We start from the raw sequence: 18650 nt of genomic DNA on the forward strand, positions 1-18650 counted from the left end.
TCAGGTGATGCTCACGCAATGCGCTCACCGCTTGTGCTTTTTCTTTGGCGCTGTCTGCTCCTTGGCGCGGAGCAGTTCGTCCAACTTTTTTAGGTACGCCACCTCCGCGCGCAGGTATTCGATTTCTTTGAGCAGGTCTTCACGCGGACGCTCGTCGTCGGGCGTCGTCGGCTGGGTAGGCTTGTTGGGTTGTGACATCTTAGGTGGCCGGCCTTTGGAGCGCGGCTTGAGAGCTTCGAAACCGCCTTCATGATACTGACGCTCCCAACGGCTGACGCTATTGCCTTCGCGCAAATCGAATACCGCGCATGTGCGCTGGTACGACAGCTCGTGTCGCCACATATGCTGGAGCACCGACATCTTGAACTCGGCACTATAGGTTTCGTGCTTCTTGCGAAGCCCCGCCTCTCCATGCTCCCGATAAGCATTCACCCAACGCCGCAGCACCGTACGACCAACACCATACTTCTGGCTCACATGCTGGCTGCCACGCCGACCGTCTAGATATTCACGAACTGCACGGCGCTTGAACGCCTCGTCGTACTTCGTCATGCAAAAACCCCCAAGGGTTGGATTTATGTCCAACTCTTGGGGGTCAGTTCATTTCGAGGAGGCCGGTTGGTTTAAGTTAATGCAGGCGCTTCAGCAGTATTTCTGAGTTGCCCGTAGTAGTCTGCCTCAGCCTCGGCTGGCGGGATATAGCCCAGCGGTTCCATCAGCCGATGATGGTTGTACCAAGCGACCCATTCCAGAGTTGCAAGCTCGACGGATTCCCTTGTTTTCCAAGGCGCGCGCCGGTGAATCAGTTCCGTTTTGTACAGGCCGTTGATCGTTTCCGCCAGGGCGTTGTCATAACTGTCGCCGCGGCTGCCGACCGATGGCTCAATTCCAGCTTCGGCAAGTCGCTCGGTGTACCGAATGGAAACATACTGCGCCCCCCTGTCGGAATGATGGATCAGCGTCCCGTCGTCGCCGGGTTGGCGGGCGTACAGCGCCTGTTCAAGCGCATCAAGTACGAAGTCGGTGCGCATGGTACGACTCACCCGCCAGCCAACGATGCGCCGCGCAAACACGTCGATGACGAACGCCACGTACAGCCAGCCTTGCCACGTCGAAACGTAGGTGAAATCGGAAACCCAGAGCTGATTTGGCCGGTCGGCCTTGAACTGCCGGTTGACCCGGTCCAGCGGGCACGGCGCGGATGTGTCGGGAACCGTTGTTCGGACCCGCTTTCCGCGAACCGCACCTTGCAATCCCAGTCGCTGCATCAATCTCTCGACCGTGCAACGGGCCACCCGGATTTGCTCCCGGTTCATCTGTTTCCAGACCTTATCCGCGCCGTAGACCCGCATGTTGGCGTGCCAGACACGCTGGATATCCGGGCACAGCACGTCATCACGCTTCGCTCGGGCGCAGCGCTTCGACGGATCGCGAAGCTGGGCAGCATGGCGCCAGTAAGCCGACGGGGCAATCCGCAAGACCTTGCAGATCGACTCGACCCCGAAGGTATCTCGATGCTGATCGATGAAGGATTTCAGGACTTGATACGGCGGTCGAGTTCCGCCTGGGCGAAAAACGCGCTGGCCAGCTTGAGAATCTCGTTGGTCTTGCGCAATTCCTTGTTCTCGCGCTCCAGCGCCTTCAGGCGCTCACGCTCGTTCGTGGTCAGGCCGGCACGTTCGCCGTTATCGATCTCGTCGCGCTTGACCCAATCGTTCAGCGTCTGCGGCGTGCAGCCGATCATCGGCGCAATCGACTCGACCGTTGCCCACAGCGATGGATGCTCACTACGCTGCTCGCGCACCAGGCGCACTGCGCGCTCCCGGACTTCCGGTGAAAACTTGCTTGGCTTCTTGTTCATGGCTCCATTTTCTCAAGAGTTGGAGCCTCCTTCAAATCCGGGGCGATTCAAATCACGAAGGCTTTGAGTCAAGGAGACCGGACTAGCATCGATGCACACCACGCATAATTGCCTAACTCGGTTCGCAGAATTGAACCCATATTCTGTCCACGGCAGAGTCCACAACCGCTTTGCATCTATTTTCTGTCGCGCGACAGAAACGCACTTAAATTGTGTTCACATTGCTGGACAAAAATTAGGGTGTTGATGCCGCTCTTGAATAGGTAAGTAATTGATTTTGTTAGTGATGTTGAGCGGCTTCGAGTGCCCTACTTTGTGTCCGCCAACTTCAGCGGACACAGTTTAGGTTAACGTGATCCGCTCGGCTAATTCGGGCCAGTTTGAACACAACCGCCTGGGCACCGAGTGTACTTGAATCAGATGCCGATCCATGATGGGGTCTTCCGGGCAGCACGAGCCATGCCAATGTTAGTCGAGCACATTTCCCGGATAAACCGCCATGCGGAGTTTCCCGCGCATTGTCTCTGTCCACCTCAAACCCATCCATGGCTTGCTGCGGCGTCAGCATCGGCGGCAAACGCCGCCATCCCCTCCCCGGCGGGTCATTTGCACGTCGGCGCTAACAGCGACTCGGGCATGTCACAACGAACGTCAGAATGCGCTGACACCACAACGCGATATTCCCGTCCTCCAGCGTCGGCTACCGAACCGATTGCCCCGGCCAAATGACGCATTGTGGAACTCTCAACGATGCCGTTTGAGTGTGCAAGCCATGAAACCGCCGCGCGTCGGCGCGCCGATAGCCATGGCACACAAACCTTCGCAGAAGCGCACGCAGGCAGCGGGATGGCATATCTGTTTCACACATCTCGACCGCACTGTGCTGATGACGCGCCTCAGGCCGTCGTCGACACTACGACAGTTCACAAATTTCCAGTCAGAACTCCCTGAGGGGGCAACGATTGAGATCGGCCGTACTCGTCATCTAGGCGATAGTGCCGGGAGGCTAGTTTAATGAACAATGCCAAATGTACGTTGTCTTGGGGAATTTCCGTTCTTGTCATCGTGGCCAGTTTGAGCGGCTGCGCGGGGATGTCGCGGCGCGGCACAGATACTGCGGTAGGAGCGGGCGTTGGTGGGGTGGCCGGCGCAGTACTGACCGGCGGGAGTGCGGTGGGCACCGTCGGGGGCGCTGTTGTCGGTGGCGTCGTTGGGAATGTGATCGGCAAATAGCATTCGCCGTCTTCCCTTGTCGAGTCCTTTTCGAAATCTTGAGAATACCGCCGCGGAACACTGGCAGTTGGTTCCTCTGTCGACGAGCGTACCGACCAGACTGACAAATTCGCCTGAAGTGACCGAGATATTCGGTCAGTCTCCTCTTACGGGGTGGATATCGTGTCGCTCGACCGCACTGCACTCCATAAGAATCAATCGCTCTGGGAGAAGCTGGGACCAGGCCTGATTGCCGGCGCGGCAGACGATGACCCGAGCGGCGTCGCCACCTATTCCCAGGTGGGCGCCGCATTCGGCTACGGCTTGCTGTGGACGGCTTTGGCGACGTATCCGCTCATGATCGGAATTCAGGTTGTGAGCGCGCAAATCGGTCGCGTCACCGGGGACGGCATCGCGGCGAATATTCGAAAGCACTACCCCGGCTGGATACTGTATGTCCTGGTTGGACTTTTGCTTGTGGCCAACACGATCAATATCGCGGCGGATGTGGGTGCGATGGGGGCGGCATTGAAGCTCCTGATCGGTGGTCCGGCTGTCTGGTACGCGGTCGCCTTCGGCATGGGGTCGCTGACGTTGCAGGTTTTCATCCCGTTTCCGCGTTATGCCTCCATTCTTAAGGTGCTTACGCTTGCGCTGCTCGCGTATGTGGCCACGGTCTTCAGCGTCAAGATTTCTTGGGGGACGTGCTGTATCGGACCGTAATTCCCGATCTGTCGTTCAACGGCGGCTACATCGTGGCGGTTGTCGCGGTGTTCGGCACAACCATCAGTCCCTATATGTTCTTCTGGCAAGCGTCTCAGGAGGTGGAGGTCCAGCGCGCAACAAAGGGGCAGGAGCCGCTGACCGAGGCCCCATCGCAGGCGCGGCGAAACTTGCGCCGCATCAGAATCGACACCTATATCGGAATGGCGTTCTCGAACGTGATCGCCTTCTTCATCATACTGACTTCCGCTGTCACGCTATATCAGCACGGAGTGAGAGACATCCAGACGTCGGCGCAGGCAGCCGCAGCCCTACGGCCGCTTGCCGGCGAAGTCTCGTTCCTGCTGTTCTCTGCCGGCATTATCGGATGCGGGCTGTTGGCGGTGCCGGTGCTGGCGGGTTCGTCGGCCTATGCAGTCGCCGAGGCTTTCTGCGGCTAAAAGCGCTGGGCTGGCTAGCCACCGGCACCATGGCTTGCGCAGTTCTCACCATGTTCGCCACTTGGGGGCAGTGAGCTGTTTGCATGCCGAAGCACGTGACGCGATTGCTATGCCCTTTCCAACAAGTGTATTGCTGGGCAACGGCGCCCGCGTTTTCGATATCAGACGCAGGGAGCGTCCAGCACGCTATATGGTTCGTGCGCTTACGTACGGACCATCATTGCAGTTGGGCCTATCGTGAATAACACGACGAATGCTCTAGACGCGAGTTCACGCGAACTAATGCCTGGAAGTTGCGGGCGAGGACAACGACCATGAGAGGCCATAAGCAATTAAGCAAGCGAATGATCGCCTTGCAACTGGCGATCCGCGAGACGCGGCTTTCTCTCAACAAGCAGGAGCGTAACCTGTATCAGGCGGCAGTTCTTGTTTGGGAAGAGGAAGGCGGACGATCGTCCCGATGGCTACCCGCCCAGGATTTTTCCGTCCATGCGTGAAAGGAATGCTTAAGGCGCTCTGACAATGAGTGATTGACATTTCCATTACGGCGGAAAAAAATCCAGAAGTGGGATGTTGAGCGGCAACAGCTCGAAGCAACCGCCGGGGAGCCCGGCCACGCGGAGCCTCGGTCAATCATGGTGGCGCCATCGATTCACTCGGACGCACACATTACGCAGCGATTCAGACGCGCACGTGTCCAATCTCGGGGCATGGAGGGGAGGAAAGGCATGCTTGCGCAACCGAACAAAGGCGCCAACGATCTGCTGTCCGTCTTGCCGGACGACGAGTGGGCGCGAATCGCCCCAGAATTGACGTTGATCGAAATGCCGCTTGGAAGGGTCATTTACGAGTCCGGAGACCGTCTGGATCATGTGTATTTCCCTACCACAGCAATCGTCTCATTGCTTTATGTGATGGAAGACGGCTCGTCCGCCGAGATTGCCATTGTGGGCAAGGAGGGGGTCGTCGGCATTGCCCTGTTCATGGGCGGCGAAACTACGCCGAGCCGTGCGATCGTGCAAAGCGCCGGGTACGCCTATCGGCTGAGCGCTCGGTTGCTCAAGGAAGAGTTCAGGCGCGCTGGGCCCATGCAGCGATTGCTATTGCGCTATACCCAGGCATTGATTACGCAAATGGCGCAAACGGCCGTCTGTAACCGTCACCACTCGATCGACCAGCAGCTGTGCCGGTGGCTGTTACTGAGCATCGATCGCCTGCCGTCCAATGAGTTGCGGATGACACAGGAGTTGATCGCCAACATGCTGGGCGTTCGCAGATCCGGTGTCACGGAAGCCGCACTCAAGCTTCAGACTGCCGGGCTTATCCGTTACAGCCACGGGCATATCGAAGTGCTGGACCGGGTCGGACTCGAAAAGCGTGTCTGCGAGTGCTATGGTGTGGTGAAACGGGAGTTCGATCGATTGCTTCCCGAGATCCAGGCCATTTGACGTCGCCCCCGCCAGCGGGAGTGTCAACGAGCGTTCCATCGAGTCTTGCCGCACTGGCATTTCGTTCGCCCCAACCCGCTGTAGTCGGGAATGTCTGCCGTTGGCCGAGTCAACGGTGCGATTCACAGTGTCCAGCGTCTCGCCCCTAGTCCCCACCGCCTTGCCGCCTTTCACGAGGCGCTTGTCCTGTTTGCTCCGGTGCAGGTTGCCCGCGTTGTCCGCGCGACACTTGCGCGGGCTCTGAACGGGGCCCCACTTATCTGTCTCGTCCCGGGCCGCCCCGCGGTCGTAACCGCCGTGGCCATCTGCCCCGTGGTCGTAACCGCCTTGCCCATAGCCCCCGTGATCGTAACCGGGGCCGGGTCCCCACCAGCAGCCGCCCAACGTGACGACGACAAGCATCAATAGCAAACTTCGAACCGCTTTCATGGCACCCTCCTCCGGGAAAGGCATTTTCGCCGGGGTAACCGGCACCTATGCCCTCCGTACGTCTCTCAACACAAATGGTCGGCCGCCTGATAGTCCTAACGGTCCCTGGTGAGATCCTCCCTGATTTCACCCGCCTCGCCTGACGGCGTCGCCTCGTCATTTCTGCGAGGCACGTCTTCCTGACTATGCACGACTTGGAAGAAATCTTCCTTGATGCGTGAGAATTTCGCTTCCAACGCTCTGATTCGCTCTCTGACCTGACTTGGTGTCATAACCCTCTCCGTAGACTCAAGTGCGTGCCTATGCCCATGGCTCGTAACCACTTTGCTCGTGGGGGATATGGGGTGTCCGTCCGGTATCGCACATGGCGATGAAGAAATGCTGCGGAATATGACAAACACTGAACCGGCCGATCTCGCGCCGCGATGCGTCACCCCTGCCCCGATCGTGTCGGTGGATTGGTACGCTGACGTACCGTATCGGTGTCGGTCTGCCGTGTAACGTGAGGTCAATACCGGAATAGCTGCAGCTCGATAACGTCTTGCGAAACGCCTTCGGCGAGGTTCCATGAAAGCCACTCGGAAATTGCAGGCGCTCGGGCAGAGTCTGTGGCTCGACAACATCACGCGATGCTTGCTGGTTGACGGGACGCTGGCCTGTTACCGAGATGAATACGACGTCACAGGTTTGACGTCGAATCCCAGCATATTCCTCAAGGCGATTCGCGATACCGCAGCGTACGACATGGACATCGCGAAGCCGGCCGATCCGACGCTCACCGACGAAGCGTTGTTCTTCTCCCTTGCGATCAAGGACCTGACCCAGGCGGCCGGGCTGTTCCTTCCGGTGCACCAAAAGACCGACGGTGTCGATGGATGGGTCTCGCTGGAAGTGTCGCCGTGGCTCGCCGAAGACGCCGTCGGAACAGTAGCAGCCGCCAAGCGCCTGCATGCAAGCGCCGATTGTCCCAATCTGTTCATCAAGATCCCCGGCACGCCGATCGGCCTCGTCGCGATCGAGGAGGCAATCTTTGCCGGCGTGCCGATCAATGTCACGCTCCTCTTCTCTCGAGAGCAATACGTAGAGGCGGCAAACGCCTATTGGAGAGGCCTGGCGCGCAGGCGTGATGCCGGGCTTGATCTGCACGTGGCATCCGTGGCATCGCTTTTCGTCAGCCGCTGGGACACCGCCATCACAGGGGAGGTGCCGTTCGGATTGCGCAACCGTCTCGGCGTGGCTGTGGCCAAACAAACGTACGGCGCCTACCGTGAGCGCATGTCGCACCCGATGTGGCACGAGTTGTCCGAAGCTGGTGCAAGCTCCCAGCGCCTGTTGTGGGCCAGTACGGGAGTCAAGAGCCGGGAACTCTCGCCGGGCTACTACGTTGAAGCACTTGCCGCACCGGATACGATAAACACGGTGCCGGAGGCAACCCTTCTGGCATTTGCGACGCACGGCGAATTGATCAGTGTCAAGCGCGAGGATGGTGGTAACGCCGATCCGGTGCTCGCAGACTTCGCGCACGCCGGCATCGACGTTGCTGCACTCGCCGCACGCCTTCAGCGCGAAGGCGTTGCGTCGTTTCGGCAGGCATGGACTGAACTCATGCAGGTCATTGCCGACAAACGCACACTCGACTGACACCCGAGCCCGGCGGCACAGCGTACGCCCCGAGCGCACTGATGGCCGAAGCGCCGCGTGTGGCGGGGTCGGGCGATTCCTTTACGTGTGCTTCTTCAGATCGTGGCGTGCGTCGCCGACGACTGACTGAACTTTGCCGACATGCTTCTCGATCTTGCCGTCGACCCCCAATTTCGTGTTGCCGACCACCTTACCGGTGACCTCTTTGATTTTGCCGACGGCTTCCTTGACCCGGCCTTTCACTTGGTCTTTGTTCATGATGATTTACGTTCTCGGTGGATAAGAAATTGAGCCCCTTGACCGGGGCTCGGGTGTCGCGCGCTTTCGTGGCGACATGCATCACACGCCGATTGACGGTGTCGAGCAAGATCTGGATTGCGCGCCTCATAGTCGACCCATCAAGAGCAGAACAATCACGACGGCCAGCAGCAATCCCACTGCGCCGCTCGGCGCAAATCCCCAACCCGAGTTGTACGACCAGGCTGGGAATGCTCCTATCAACAGAAGTGCCAGAACAATCAGCGCCACAATTCCTAAAGACATGATTGACTCCCCGCTTTGGTTAGAGGGAGATTTCCAAGCCCTCACAATAAGGGTAGTCGCACAACGACGGCACGTCGGTTCGGTGCCGTACTAAGACGGCGGACGAGGCTCGTTCGGTATTGGAAGCCTCTGATCAGCGCCGCGATCAGGTGTGGCGGCAATAGATTTCTGTTCGGTAGTGGACAGACCTACGGAACAAACGCTCCTAGTTTCGAGTGAGCGATGTTGCCAGATCGCACTACCTTCGTGAGTCAAAGGGCGTAGCAGTCAACCGTTTCACCATTCGATGGAGATGTCAGCGATGCAGCACGATGATCTTGATCAGTTGTGCGTCGACACCCTGCGCACCTTGTCGATCGACGCGGTGCAAAAGGCGCAGTCCGGGCACCCGGGCACGCCGATGGACGCTGCTCCGACGGTTTATTGTTTGTGGCAACGTTTCCTGCGTTACGACCCGGACCATCCGCTCTGGCCTGCCCGGGATCGCTTTGTCTTGTCGAACGGGCATGCCTGTGCGCTGCTGTATAGCTTGCTGCACGTTTGTGGTGTCAAGAGCGATGATGCAGCCGACGAATTGGCCGTGACGATCGACGACCTTAAGTCCTTCCGACAACCGGGAAGCCGATGCACCGGACACCCCGAGTACGGTTGGACGACGGGTGTCGAGACCACGACCGGTCCGCTTGCGCAAGGCATTGCCACGAGCGTGGGTATGGCGATCGCACAGAAATGGCTAAGTGCAACCTACGACCGTCCGGGGTTTCCGCTATTCCGCTACAACATCTACGCGCTTTGCGGTGACGGCGACATGATGGAGGGGCTCGGTGCGGAAGCCGCCTCGCTCGCCGGTCATCTGAAGCTGGCCAATCTGTGCTGGATATACGACGACAACCACATCACCATCGAAGGATCCACCCGCCTGGCGTTCACCGAAGACGTCGGTGCGCGCTTTGCATCGTATGGCTGGCATGTCGAGTGCGTAAGCGACGCCAATGACCTGACGCAGTTGTCGCGCGCTTACCAAGGCTTTCTCGACACCGGCGACGCGCCAACCCTCATCATCGCGCAAAGCCATATCGGCTATGGCGCGCCACACCGCCAGGACACGCGTGAAGCTCATGGAGCGCCGCTCGGCGCGGCGGAGGTGCGTCTAGCCAAGGAATTTTTCGGCACCGATCCCGACAAGCAGTTCGATGTGCCCGATGGCGTAACGTCGCATTTGCACGGAGGCCTCGGCCGCCGCGGCCGCGACGCCCATACGCGTTGGCTCGAGCTTTTTGCGGACTATCGGGCCCAGTACCCCGACTTGACCGATGCACTGGAGCGAATGCAGGCGCGGGAGCTACCCCCTGGGTGGGACGCCCCCCTGCCCGCTTTTACCGCGACGACGGCCAGTCTTTCGACCCGCGCTGCATCGGGGCAAGTGCTCAATGCCATTGCCGAGCGTGTACCCTGGTTACTAGGGGGCGCTGCCGATCTCTCGCCATCGACGCTCACTCGCCAGACCTTCGATGTCGTGGGCGATTTCCAGAACCCCGGTGCACAGGCTGGCGGCAACTATCGGGGCCGGAACTTTCACTTCGGTGCGCGCGAGCATGCCATGTGTGCGATAGCCAACGGCATGAGTCTGTCGTCGCTACGACCGTTTGTCGCCAGCTTCCTCATCTTCAGCGATTACTGCCGGGCGGCACTCCGGCTGGGTGCGATGATGGAACTGCCGCTCATCACGGTTTGGACGCATGACTCCATCAGCCTGGGGGAAGACGGGCCGACGCACCAGCCGGTCGAACAACTTGCCTCGCTGAGGGCCATGCCGGGCATGACCGTACTGCGTCCGGCCGACGCCGGGGAAGTGACCGAGGCATGGCGCGTCATCATGGAACGCAAGCGCGGGCCGGTCTGCCTCGTACTCACACGTCAGGCCGTGCCAATTCTTGATCGGCAACGTTACGCAAGTGCCGCAGGCGTTGCCCGAGGCGCTTATATCCTGGTTGATGCCTGCAAGGAAATGGGCATTGAAGGCGGTACCCCGGACGTGCTGCTGCTGGCCACTGGCAGCGAAGTTGCGTTGTGCGCCGCGGCGTACGACGAACTGAAGCGGGATGGCATTTTCGCTCGGGTGATCAGCATGCCGTCGTGGGAAATATTCGAGAGTCAGTCGCTGGCGTATCGCGACCACATTCTGCCGCCCTCCGTCAACGCGCGAGTTGCCGTGGAGGAGGCTTCCACCTTTGGATGGGAGCGCTATGCCGGGCATGAAGGCGCCATTTTCGGGTTGCACACGTTCGGCAAGTCCGGCCCGCGCGAGGCGCTGGCACGTCATTTTGGCTTCGACGTGGCGCATATCGTGACTGCCGCCAAGGCGCAACTCATGCGTCACGGTACGAAGCCGCGCGGGACACCGTCATGAGCGAATCCAGAACGCTTGCATCGGGGATCGCGTCGGTCAGCCCATACGCTGGACAGCAGCTCTCGCCGGACAAGCTGGTCAACGTCTCGCGTCTGGTAACGGCCTACTATTGCAACACGCCCGACCCGGACATTCCGGCGCAGCGCGTAGCGTTTGGAACCTCCGGCCATCGCGGTTCGTCGTTCCTGACGACGTTCAACGAAGCGCATATCCTGGTGATCAGTCAGGCCATCTGCCGCTACCGCCAACGGCATGGCATCGATGGACCGATATTCGTTGGCATCGACACGCATGCTTTGTCCGAACCGGCGTTTGCAACTGTCATGCAGGTGTTCGCAGGCAACGGTCTCGACGTGATGATTTCGGCGGGTGGCGAATACACGCCAACGCCTGCGGTGTCCCATGCCATCGTCACATACAACCGCGGGCGTACGGCAGGGCTCGCTGACGGTGTCGTCATCACGCCGTCGCACAACCCTCCCGATAACGGCGGCTTCAAGTACAACCCGCCGCACGGCGGGCCGGCGGAGTCCGCGGTGACCACCTGGATCGAGACGCAAGCCAACGTGCTGTTGCGCGGCGGACTGCGAGCGATGCCAAGGATCAGCGTCGAGCAGGCCATGCGTGCATCCACGACGCACCCCTATGACTTCCTGAACACTTATCTTGACGACTTGCCCAACGTTATCGACATGGACGTGTTGCGTGCTTCAGGCATTCATATGGGCGTTGACCCACTGGGGGGCGCCGGTGTTCACTATTGGCCGGCCATTGCCGATCGGTATCGACTCAATCTGACGGTCACCCGCACGACCGTGGACCCGACATTCGCCTTCATGACCGCCGATTGGGACGGCCGAATCCGAATGGATCCGTCGTCGGCCTTTGCGATGCAAGGCCTGATCGCCCAGAAAGATGCGTTCGACGTCGCCTTCGCCTGCGACACCGATCATGACCGGCACGGCATCGTGACGCCAGGCGGGGGCTTGCTTGCGCCCAACCACTATTTGGCCGTGACCGTCGAGTACTTGTTTGAGCACCGCCCTGAGTGGCCGGCCGACGCCGCGATTGGCAAGACCGTTGTCGGCAGCCAGTTGATCGACCGTCTGGCGTCGAAGCTCGGGCGCCGTCTTTACGAGGTTCCCGTCGGGTTCAAATGGTTTGCTGCCGGGCTGCTCGATGGATCCCTGGCGGTCGCCGGAGAGGAAAGCGCAGGCACGAGCTTCTTGCGGCGCGACGGTGCCGTCTGGACAACCGACAAGGACGGTCTGATCCCTGCACTGCTGGCAGGCGAGATGCTGGCGCGCACCGGGCGGGACCCCGGAGCGCTGTACAAGACACTGACGTACGCATTGGGCTCCCCCGTGGAGGCCCGACGCGAAGCGAGTGCGACACCCGCACAGAAGGCTGTGCTCGCGGCCTTGTCAGCCGACAAGGTGCGATCGAAGCGGCTCGCCGGAGAGCCGATTAATGCAATTCTGACCCTGGCACCCGGCAACGACGCGCCAATCGGTGGCTTGAAAGTGATGGGCGATCATGGCTGGTTTGCCGCGCGCCCGTCTGGCACGGAAGCGATCTATAAGATCTATGGAGAGAGCTTTCAGGGCGAGCGCCACCTGCAGCAACTGCTGAACGAGGCGCAAGCCATCGTCGATGAGGCGCTGGGCGACGTAACCTCGCCGCCGTCATAGCAGGCGTCCCCCCAAAGCCTGCCTGAAGCAGGCCCCTCGTGGATCAGTCGACCCTGGCTGGTCAGGGCACTCGCACACTATCGAAACTCGAGTGGCAAAAATAGCGTGATGCCCGGAGATGTCGGAGGTGCGTATACGACGGGCGGCGGGCCGTAAACATACCCGCCGTCTCCATACGGGTTGTAATGACGTTCCCTGTCGTGCCGATGGTCGTAAGGTGCCCGTTGACGCTCGCGCCTGTCCCCCTGTCGCATATCATGATGCGCCCCCTGATCGCGATAGCCTGGCTGCGCTTGAGGCACCGACGGCGCAAACACGCCGAAGATCACCAACGCAAGACCGATCGTCCTGATGGGATTCATGCAATGATTTGGTGTGAGTAAGGATTTCATCATTGACTCCTGCTTTCTCAGCGCTTGTGGCCCACGCGATGTCCTTGGTTGCGGAATATCAGGTCGGCATTGTGCTTCTGCACGTCGGACATGCTGTTGTAAAGCGTCTCGAAGGCGGGCGTCAGTTTCTTGATACCGTCGGCATGAGCCTCCGCAATTTGACCGTAGGACCGCAAATCGTCAACGGCGCTCATATGGCTTGCGTCATCGGCGCGTGCTTTAAGTAGCGACTGCGTCCTGTTGGCGTTGTCTCGCATTATTTGCGCAACGGGTTGCCACAGCGACTCTTGCGTCGACGTGATTTGCAGTCGCGTATGCAGATTGCTAATGCGGGTTTCGACGGGCGTGCGCGATGCGATATTTGCGTAATGGGCCCCCATGTGACGGTCCGTGGCAGGGGCTGCGCCCGACGGCGAGCAGATGACGGCGAGGCCGGCAACGATCAGGACTTCAAGTACGCGCGCGACGTGAAGTTGCTTTGGAATGCGGGAGTTTTTCATGGCATTTCTCAATAGTAGGTCGGCGACAATTTGTGCGGTCAGCCCGTGATTGGCTGCCATCGCGGGCGAGGAGCATATCCCTTATCTCTCCGCACCGAGGTTATGTCTGTTCGCTGGCGGACCCTCCTCTCTGTTCTCCCGGGATCAAGCTTTGTTCGCTATCGGACAGACGTACGGAACGTCCGCCCTTAGCCTCTGCATCGTGCCATCGATATGAGTTCGAGCGGCACTGACGGCCCTTGAACAGCCTGGGTCGTCGGCGCAGAGCGGCTGGTAAAGCACTTTCGTCAAGACGATAGGGAGAGGCAGATGTTCACATGCAGAACCTGCGGCGAGTTGAGCGACTTTCCGGATGTGACGCCGGAAATCAACGACCTCGGTTTTTATTTCGATTGCCCCGACTGCGGTGCGAGAAACAAGCTTGTCAACGTGGCTACAGCGGGCGAGACAGCAGCGCTGGTGCAGCTTTCCGACGAGTAAATCGCCACACCAAAAGGTCTGGTGCTCTGAGTGGAGAAAGCAAGATGAACTACGAAGATCGTGACACGTACGGAATGTACAAGGTGCGAGAGACGGTGCGTCCCGGCCCCGGTACGGTGCGGGGACCCGGTCCCAGTCTGATGGGCGCAGACACGCTCGTCGGTAACAGCGTGATCGATTCGCATGGTGACGACCTGGGTGACATCAAGGAAATCATGCTGGACGTTCGGGCCGGCAGGATCAGCTACGCTGTTCTGTCATTTGGTGGCTTTCTGGGCATGGGGAAAAAGCTGTTCGCCGTGCCCTGACAGGCATTGAAACTCGATACGGAGAACAAGTGCATGGTTCGCGTCCATCGGCCCGCTTGGCGCGGGGCGCTCACTGGCGGCTTGGCAATCGCGCTTGGCCTCGCGCTTGTGCCCGCAAAGGCCGAGGACAGCAGCATGACCTCGGAGGCCAAGAGCGACATGCACCGTTCGGAACGTGTCATGTCCGACAGTTGGATTACTACCAAAGTGAAATCCGAGCTCCTCGCGAATAGCATCAGCGACGGCACGAACGTCAGCGTGAAGACCACCCACGGCGTAGTCGTGTTGACTGGGACGCTTGCCAGTCAAGACGCCGTCAGCGGCGCGAAGCGCATTGCGGAACATGTCAAGGGCGTCAAGCGCGTCGATAGCTCGGGATTGACCGTTGGCCCGCGATAGTTTGCACAGGTTCGATAACAGCATGACGAGATCGGCGAGTCTCACCGAGGAAGCGAGGTGATTGTCGTGCGTTATGCGGTGCTTCGGTTTGTCACGAGGGGTTTCATTTTGCGCGGCCCATAGCGGCGAGTGCCGCTTGCAAACGAGCATCACGCCGCATGCCCGTCAATCGATCGAGCCCATGGACTCGCTCGCATATTCTTACGAATCAGGAGGTCCACCGTGTGGTCATTCGCATGGATCAACCGGGGCGCGGCCCGTCTTTTCGGACCTAAAGGAAGTTATGGCGGCCCAATCTCGCAACGACTCGACGCCCGCCCGCCCCTACCCGCGAACGGCTCGGAAAGCGTCGACACGGCAGCGTCCCTGGTCGAGCCGACACCGCGCATGCCAGTGGACGCGCGGGGCCTGGCACTGGGCATTCTGGCGACGCTCGCCATCCTATTCGCCCTTGAGTGGGCGCAACGATTTGTCGTCCCGGTACTGCTCGGCGTTTTCCTTGCTTACACCCTGAACCCACTGGTCGTCGGGTTGGGGAAGCTAAGAGTCGGACGTTATGCTGGCGCCGTTATCGTGATGCTCGCCGTCGTCGGCATATTCGTGTCCGGCAGCTATCCCTTGCGCGATCAGATCGACAGAGTGGTCGAGCAGTTACCTGCGGTCACACGGACGTTCTCGGCCTTATTGGATAACCTGCACAGCGGCACATTCGGCAATCTTCAAAAGATGAAAGCCGCTGCGGGGGCGATCGAGAACGCGGCCAATCGGGCCTCCGACCTGTCCTCGCCGCCGAGGCAGTCGGTGACGCATGTCGTGCTGGATCAGCCCGCTTTCAAGCTGAGCACCTTTCTGTGGGTGGGTTCAATGGGGGCGCTGGGATTCATTGCCCAAGCCCTGACAGTGATCCTGCTGGCATTTTTTCTTTTGGTCAGCGGAGACACGTTCAAGCGCAAGCTCGTGCGGTTGGCGGGGCCGTCGCTATCGTCGAAAAAAATTACCGTGCGCATTCTCGACGACATCAACAACTCCATACAGCAATACATGCTGATGCTGCTCGTGACCAATATGCTGGTCGGCGGGCTCAGTTGGGTTGCGTTTCGCGCAATGGGTCTGGATAACGCCGGGGCCTGGGCCCTGGCGACGGGACTTTTGCATGTGGTGCCCTACCTCGGGCCTGGGGTGAGCGCTGCGGCGACTGGTATGGCCGCGTACATGCAGTTCCAATCGTTCTCGATGGCGCTGCTGGTCTCGGGGACGTCTCTTGCGATTGCGACGCTCGTCGGCACCTTCGTCTCCACGTGGATTACCGGGAAGATCGCCAAGATGAATCCGGTCGCCATCTTCGTCTCGCTGCTTTTCTGGGGCTGGCTCTGGGGAATCGCCGGCATGCTGCTGAGCATCCCGATCATTGTCATCGTGAAGGTCATATCGCAGCACGTGGAGCATTTCCAGCCTGTGGCGGAACTCCTGGGCGACTAGATCGACGGCAGCCCCGCCACATGCGGTAGATCGGAGACTACGCGGCTGTCTTCAGTCCCGGCATCGAATTGACCGGGTCGGTGCTGGCTACAGCAAACGATATCGCGACTGGATTCATGCTGTCGACCATCGAGGACGGCATCAAGATAGTGGCGCCGCGTTCTTTGGTCGTCTCGTAGATGATATTCATGGCGCGCAGTTGCAACGCCTGCGGATGTCCTTCGTAAATTGCTGCAGCCTCCACAAACTTCGCCGCGACGATGGCTTCCGCGGATCCGAGAATCATGCGCGCCTGCTTTTCGCGCTCGGCCTGAGCCTGCCTCGACATGGCGTCCTGGAGGGCGACCGGAATGGCGACGTCGCGCACCTCCACCGACATCACGGCGATACCCCATGCGGCCGTCTTGGCGCCGATTTCTGCGCGCAGTTGTTCGTCCGAAGCCTTCCGATCGGAAAGCAGGGTCGATAGCATCGACGCGCCTATCATCTCGCGCAAGGATGTCTGAGACACCCGGTCGATCGCCTGCCGGTAATCGGTGATCGCCAAAGCGGCCTTCTGGGCATCGTCGACGTGCCAGAAGATGATCGCGTCGACGTTGACTGGCACGGTGTCCTTTGTCAGCGCTTGCTCGGCGTTGAATGCCGTGGTTTGTATGCGTTCGTCGATCACTGCCGTGATGCTATCGATGACCGGCAGAATCATGAACAGTCCCGGGCCCTTCACGCTTTGCAGTTTGCCGGCGCGCAGGATCACGAACTTCTGCCATGCGTTAGCCATCTTCAGCGTCGAACCCAGCAATACGGCAGCGACAAGAAAGCATGGTGCCAGATACGGACTGATGTAGACGCCAGCCACCGCTCCCGCGAGAAGCAGTACCAGTACCAAGAATGACGTGATGGAATTCATGATGAGTGCTCCTGTGCGGGCGGATTTCAGTCCACCGGCGTATCGAGATGACCAAGATGCGGGGCCTTGACGCCACGCCCCTAACTATCGTCTCGTTTGTGAGCCGGCGGATCGTCCCAGTAGCCCGCGCGGCCGAAGTGGTTATGGATGCTGATTTCCTGGCGTCGATCGAGTCGGGCCTTGGCATCGTAGGGCGGCGCGGCTTTCACTGCTTCGCGCGTCAGCGCCAGCGACACAGTCGCGTCTAGCCAGTTCATTTGCTCGATCACCTTCACGGGGACGGCCACCAGATGGCCCATCCACCAGTTGCTGGTGTTCACGATGAGGTAGCGCAGCGCCCAGGTGTGAACATCCACGAGCAAGCCTTCCACGTGTCCGATGTCCCCGTCGCTCGCATGGATGTGATAGTTGGTCACCGCATCGGCACTGCGCAGATGCCGATCGTGTCGCGGCCTATTCACGCTCTCGTCATTGGAATTCGCAGCTTCTCGTGCCGCGCGAAATGCATCCAGCTCAGAACGGCTGCCGCTTGCGAGGCCGCCCGGAAACGCGCTTTCTCCCCATGCGCTCATGCCGCCCCAGTAGTCCGGATACCCGTAATACGCCAGATAGTCGGCTTCATGCTCGCGGGAAACCGGCTTGTGCATGTCGATGTTCGGACTGTGCTTGACCTGGTCCCTGGTGATCGTGACCGGGATGATGTCGTCGAGCCAGTCGCTCTGGCCAATCGAGATCGGCGAGATCAATACCTGCCGGTTCGCAAGCCACGTCCCGGTTTCCACGACGAGGTATCTGACGACCCACGCCTTGTCGTCGAAGTACAGATCTTTCACGAGACCGACATCACCGTCAGTCGCGCGGACGGTGCAGGCCTCCAGTTCGTCCAGGGTTCGTAACATGGCAAACCTCCCGTGAATCGCCTGTCAATGACGGCGTCCGCCCGTTGCATGTACACAAACACCACGCGATGGAGACGATCGGACGCCGAAGTCGCCTTCACCCTACGTCAAAGTTTCCAGCGCGTCCGTTCGGTATCGAACCGACGCGCTCGGGAAAAGCCGCGACCATCATTTGAGGCATATGCCGCGCATGTGCGAAGAGGAGTCGATCATGAGAAAGGAACGGATACTGCTTCATGTCTACGGAGAACGTCAGGACGCAGTCTGGACATTGACGTGTCTGGATCTGTCGTTTTCCTCCAGCGCCACAGATCTGATGCAAGCCAAAGAATATGTCAGAGCCAACGCCCACGAGTACCTGCAGGGAAAACTGGTCGGTGAGAATGTCCAATGCCCGGCCGTGCCGGTGAGCGGGCGCGACGTTTCCCAGCGCAAGGTGAAATACTGGCTTGCTCGAATCTGGCAGCACTTCGACCCCCGCACGCGAGACCACATTTACGACGAGGTCGTCGGTCTGGATGACAAGCATCCCGTATTCTCCTGATAGCCGTGCAACGCCGGAGACATCGGCATGTGGAAACCGCCAGGAATGGATTACTTTGTCGGAACCCCACGGGGGACGAGCGACTTCGGGCCTGTGGAAGCCCCGATTCGCGCGGAATTGTTCAGCCGCGACCGACTGGAGCAACATGCACTCAGTCTGGCCCGTGCCCAGCAAGTCGCCGCTCATCCGCCGCGCACCCGAGGGCTAACCTCACGCGCGGCCGACAATGAGCGCATATTGCGCGGGTGCTATGACGCAACTGCGCACGCCACGTTGCAACGTCGCTCGATCACCCCGGCTGCGGAATGGCTACTAGACAATTTCCGTACCGTCTCGGACCAGTT

Annotated in this window: 18 protein-coding genes, 1 pseudogene and 1 other annotated feature; of the genes and pseudogenes, 12 read left to right on the top strand and 7 right to left on the bottom strand. The window is 59.8% G+C overall.

Annotated features, from left to right (window positions below; translation table 11 throughout):
* Window positions 1-24 precede the first annotated feature (24 nt).
* Together DRB87_RS11365 and DRB87_RS11370 are read right to left on the bottom strand one after the other, a co-directional pair.
* On the bottom strand, window positions 25-552 hold the full coding sequence (locus DRB87_RS11365) for a helix-turn-helix domain-containing protein (protein WP_130025962.1): 528 nt from the start codon (window positions 550-552) through the stop codon (window positions 25-27).
* A 71-nt stretch (window positions 553-623) separates the two neighbouring features.
* A protein-coding gene (locus tag DRB87_RS11370; RefSeq protein WP_130025963.1) for an IS3 family transposase occupies window positions 624-1861 on the bottom strand; the annotation gives its coding sequence in 2 pieces (ribosomal slippage) (window positions 624-1570 and window positions 1570-1861; 1239 coding nt in all).
* Window positions 1464-1580: a sequence feature (AL1L pseudoknot), on the bottom strand. Its footprint overlaps the gene before it by 117 nt.
* A 1014-nt stretch (window positions 1862-2875) precedes the next feature.
* Between DRB87_RS11370 and DRB87_RS24215 the strand changes: the two genes are divergently transcribed.
* From DRB87_RS24215 to tal, 5 genes and pseudogenes are all read left to right on the top strand, one after another.
* Window positions 2876-3094, top strand: coding sequence for a glycine zipper 2TM domain-containing protein (locus DRB87_RS24215; RefSeq protein WP_130025964.1), 219 nt, complete (start codon window positions 2876-2878; stop codon window positions 3092-3094).
* Window positions 3095-3256: 162 nt separating this feature from the next.
* A pseudogene (locus tag DRB87_RS11380) lies at window positions 3257-4227 on the top strand (NRAMP family divalent metal transporter); the annotation flags it as partial.
* A gap of 323 nt (window positions 4228-4550) precedes the next feature.
* Entirely contained in the window at window positions 4551-4733 is a 183-nt protein-coding gene (locus DRB87_RS11385) for a hypothetical protein (protein ID WP_130025965.1), read from the top strand.
* A 231-nt stretch (window positions 4734-4964) separates the two neighbouring features.
* Window positions 4965-5684, top strand: a complete 720-nt coding sequence (locus tag DRB87_RS11390) for a Crp/Fnr family transcriptional regulator (protein ID WP_130025966.1) — start codon at window positions 4965-4967, stop codon at window positions 5682-5684.
* A gap of 1014 nt (window positions 5685-6698) precedes the next feature.
* Window positions 6699-7754 carry a transaldolase gene (tal, locus tag DRB87_RS11395; protein WP_240756261.1) on the top strand — a complete coding sequence of 352 codons (1056 nt, stop codon included), beginning with the start codon at window positions 6699-6701 and terminating at the stop codon, window positions 7752-7754.
* A gap of 81 nt (window positions 7755-7835) precedes the next feature.
* Here the strand turns inward: tal and DRB87_RS11400 are convergent, their stop codons facing one another.
* Both DRB87_RS11400 and DRB87_RS11405 read right to left on the bottom strand, forming a co-directional pair.
* Window positions 7836-8012, bottom strand: a complete 177-nt coding sequence (locus tag DRB87_RS11400) for a CsbD family protein (protein WP_130025968.1) — start codon at window positions 8010-8012, stop codon at window positions 7836-7838.
* 126 nt (window positions 8013-8138) lie between these two features.
* Window positions 8139-8297 (bottom strand): DUF3309 family protein, encoded by a 159-nt coding sequence (locus DRB87_RS11405; RefSeq protein ID WP_130025969.1) that lies wholly within the window; start codon window positions 8295-8297, stop codon window positions 8139-8141.
* Between the two features lie 301 nt (window positions 8298-8598).
* Here DRB87_RS11405 and tkt point away from each other — a divergent pair, with 301 nt between their 5' ends.
* Window positions 8599-10707, top strand: a complete 2109-nt coding sequence (gene tkt / locus DRB87_RS11410; RefSeq protein WP_130025970.1) for a transketolase — start codon at window positions 8599-8601, stop codon at window positions 10705-10707.
* Window positions 10704-12398 carry a phosphoglucomutase (alpha-D-glucose-1,6-bisphosphate-dependent) gene (gene pgm, locus DRB87_RS11415; protein WP_130025971.1) on the top strand — a complete coding sequence of 565 codons (1695 nt, stop codon included), beginning with the start codon at window positions 10704-10706 and terminating at the stop codon, window positions 12396-12398. The genes tkt and pgm overlap by 4 nt, the downstream gene beginning before the upstream one ends.
* A gap of 409 nt (window positions 12399-12807) precedes the next feature.
* On the opposite strand, the gene DRB87_RS11425 is transcribed toward pgm, so the two are convergent.
* Complete coding sequence (locus tag DRB87_RS11425) at window positions 12808-13350, bottom strand: Spy/CpxP family protein refolding chaperone (protein ID WP_240756262.1); 543 nt, start codon at window positions 13348-13350, stop codon at window positions 12808-12810.
* Between the two features lie 249 nt (window positions 13351-13599).
* Between DRB87_RS11425 and DRB87_RS23040 the strand changes: the two genes are divergently transcribed.
* The 4 genes from DRB87_RS23040 (at window position 13600) to DRB87_RS11440 (ending at window position 15956) form a co-directional block, all read left to right on the top strand.
* Window positions 13600-13770, top strand: a complete 171-nt coding sequence (locus DRB87_RS23040; RefSeq protein WP_165385284.1) for a hypothetical protein — start codon at window positions 13600-13602, stop codon at window positions 13768-13770.
* A 44-nt stretch (window positions 13771-13814) separates the two neighbouring features.
* On the top strand, window positions 13815-14078 hold the full coding sequence (locus DRB87_RS11430; protein ID WP_130025974.1) for a PRC-barrel domain-containing protein: 264 nt from the start codon (window positions 13815-13817) through the stop codon (window positions 14076-14078).
* Window positions 14079-14084: 6 nt separating this feature from the next.
* The gene (locus DRB87_RS11435; protein ID WP_130025975.1) at window positions 14085-14477 is read left to right on the top strand and encodes a BON domain-containing protein; all 393 of its coding nucleotides are present in this window, start codon (window positions 14085-14087) and stop codon (window positions 14475-14477) included.
* Window positions 14478-14699: 222 nt separating this feature from the next.
* Window positions 14700-15956, top strand: a complete 1257-nt coding sequence (locus DRB87_RS11440) for an AI-2E family transporter (protein WP_240756263.1) — start codon at window positions 14700-14702, stop codon at window positions 15954-15956.
* 37 nt (window positions 15957-15993) lie between these two features.
* On the opposite strand, the gene DRB87_RS11445 is transcribed toward DRB87_RS11440, so the two are convergent.
* Both DRB87_RS11445 and DRB87_RS11450 read right to left on the bottom strand, forming a co-directional pair.
* Window positions 15994-16863, bottom strand: coding sequence for a slipin family protein (locus DRB87_RS11445; RefSeq protein ID WP_130025976.1), 870 nt, complete (start codon window positions 16861-16863; stop codon window positions 15994-15996).
* Window positions 16864-16943: 80 nt separating this feature from the next.
* Entirely contained in the window at window positions 16944-17762 is an 819-nt protein-coding gene (locus DRB87_RS11450) for a PRC-barrel domain-containing protein (protein ID WP_130025977.1), read from the bottom strand.
* 211 nt (window positions 17763-17973) lie between these two features.
* Here DRB87_RS11450 and DRB87_RS11455 point away from each other — a divergent pair, with 211 nt between their 5' ends.
* Window positions 17974-18306 carry a hypothetical protein gene (locus DRB87_RS11455; protein ID WP_130025978.1) on the top strand — a complete coding sequence of 111 codons (333 nt, stop codon included), beginning with the start codon at window positions 17974-17976 and terminating at the stop codon, window positions 18304-18306.
* The last annotated feature ends 344 nt before the right edge of the window (window positions 18307-18650 follow it).

It is taken from the genome of Pandoraea sp. XY-2, assembly GCF_004193915.1.
In the GTDB taxonomy this organism is placed as follows: domain Bacteria; phylum Pseudomonadota; class Gammaproteobacteria; order Burkholderiales; family Burkholderiaceae; genus Pandoraea; species Pandoraea cepalis.

Coding starts and splice junctions, on each gene's coding strand:
- DRB87_RS11365 (WP_130025962.1), bottom strand. CDS start 552: ATGACGAAGTACGACGAGGCGTTCAAGCGCCGTGCAGTTCGTGAATAT.
- DRB87_RS24215 (WP_130025964.1), top strand. CDS start 2,876: ATGAACAATGCCAAATGTACGTTGTCTTGGGGAATTTCCGTTCTTGTC.
- DRB87_RS11385 (WP_130025965.1), top strand. CDS start 4,551: ATGAGAGGCCATAAGCAATTAAGCAAGCGAATGATCGCCTTGCAACTG.
- DRB87_RS11390 (WP_130025966.1), top strand. CDS start 4,965: ATGCTTGCGCAACCGAACAAAGGCGCCAACGATCTGCTGTCCGTCTTG.
- DRB87_RS11400 (WP_130025968.1), bottom strand. CDS start 8,012: ATGAACAAAGACCAAGTGAAAGGCCGGGTCAAGGAAGCCGTCGGCAAA.
- DRB87_RS11405 (WP_130025969.1), bottom strand. CDS start 8,297: ATGTCTTTAGGAATTGTGGCGCTGATTGTTCTGGCACTTCTGTTGATA.
- tkt (WP_130025970.1), top strand. CDS start 8,599: ATGCAGCACGATGATCTTGATCAGTTGTGCGTCGACACCCTGCGCACC.
- pgm (WP_130025971.1), top strand. CDS start 10,704: ATGAGCGAATCCAGAACGCTTGCATCGGGGATCGCGTCGGTCAGCCCA.
- DRB87_RS11425 (WP_240756262.1), bottom strand. CDS start 13,350: ATGGCAGCCAATCACGGGCTGACCGCACAAATTGTCGCCGACCTACTA.
- DRB87_RS23040 (WP_165385284.1), top strand. CDS start 13,600: ATGTTCACATGCAGAACCTGCGGCGAGTTGAGCGACTTTCCGGATGTG.
- DRB87_RS11430 (WP_130025974.1), top strand. CDS start 13,815: ATGAACTACGAAGATCGTGACACGTACGGAATGTACAAGGTGCGAGAG.
- DRB87_RS11445 (WP_130025976.1), bottom strand. CDS start 16,863: ATGAATTCCATCACGTCATTCTTGGTACTGGTACTGCTTCTCGCGGGA.
- DRB87_RS11450 (WP_130025977.1), bottom strand. CDS start 17,762: ATGTTACGAACCCTGGACGAACTGGAGGCCTGCACCGTCCGCGCGACT.
- DRB87_RS11455 (WP_130025978.1), top strand. CDS start 17,974: ATGAGAAAGGAACGGATACTGCTTCATGTCTACGGAGAACGTCAGGAC.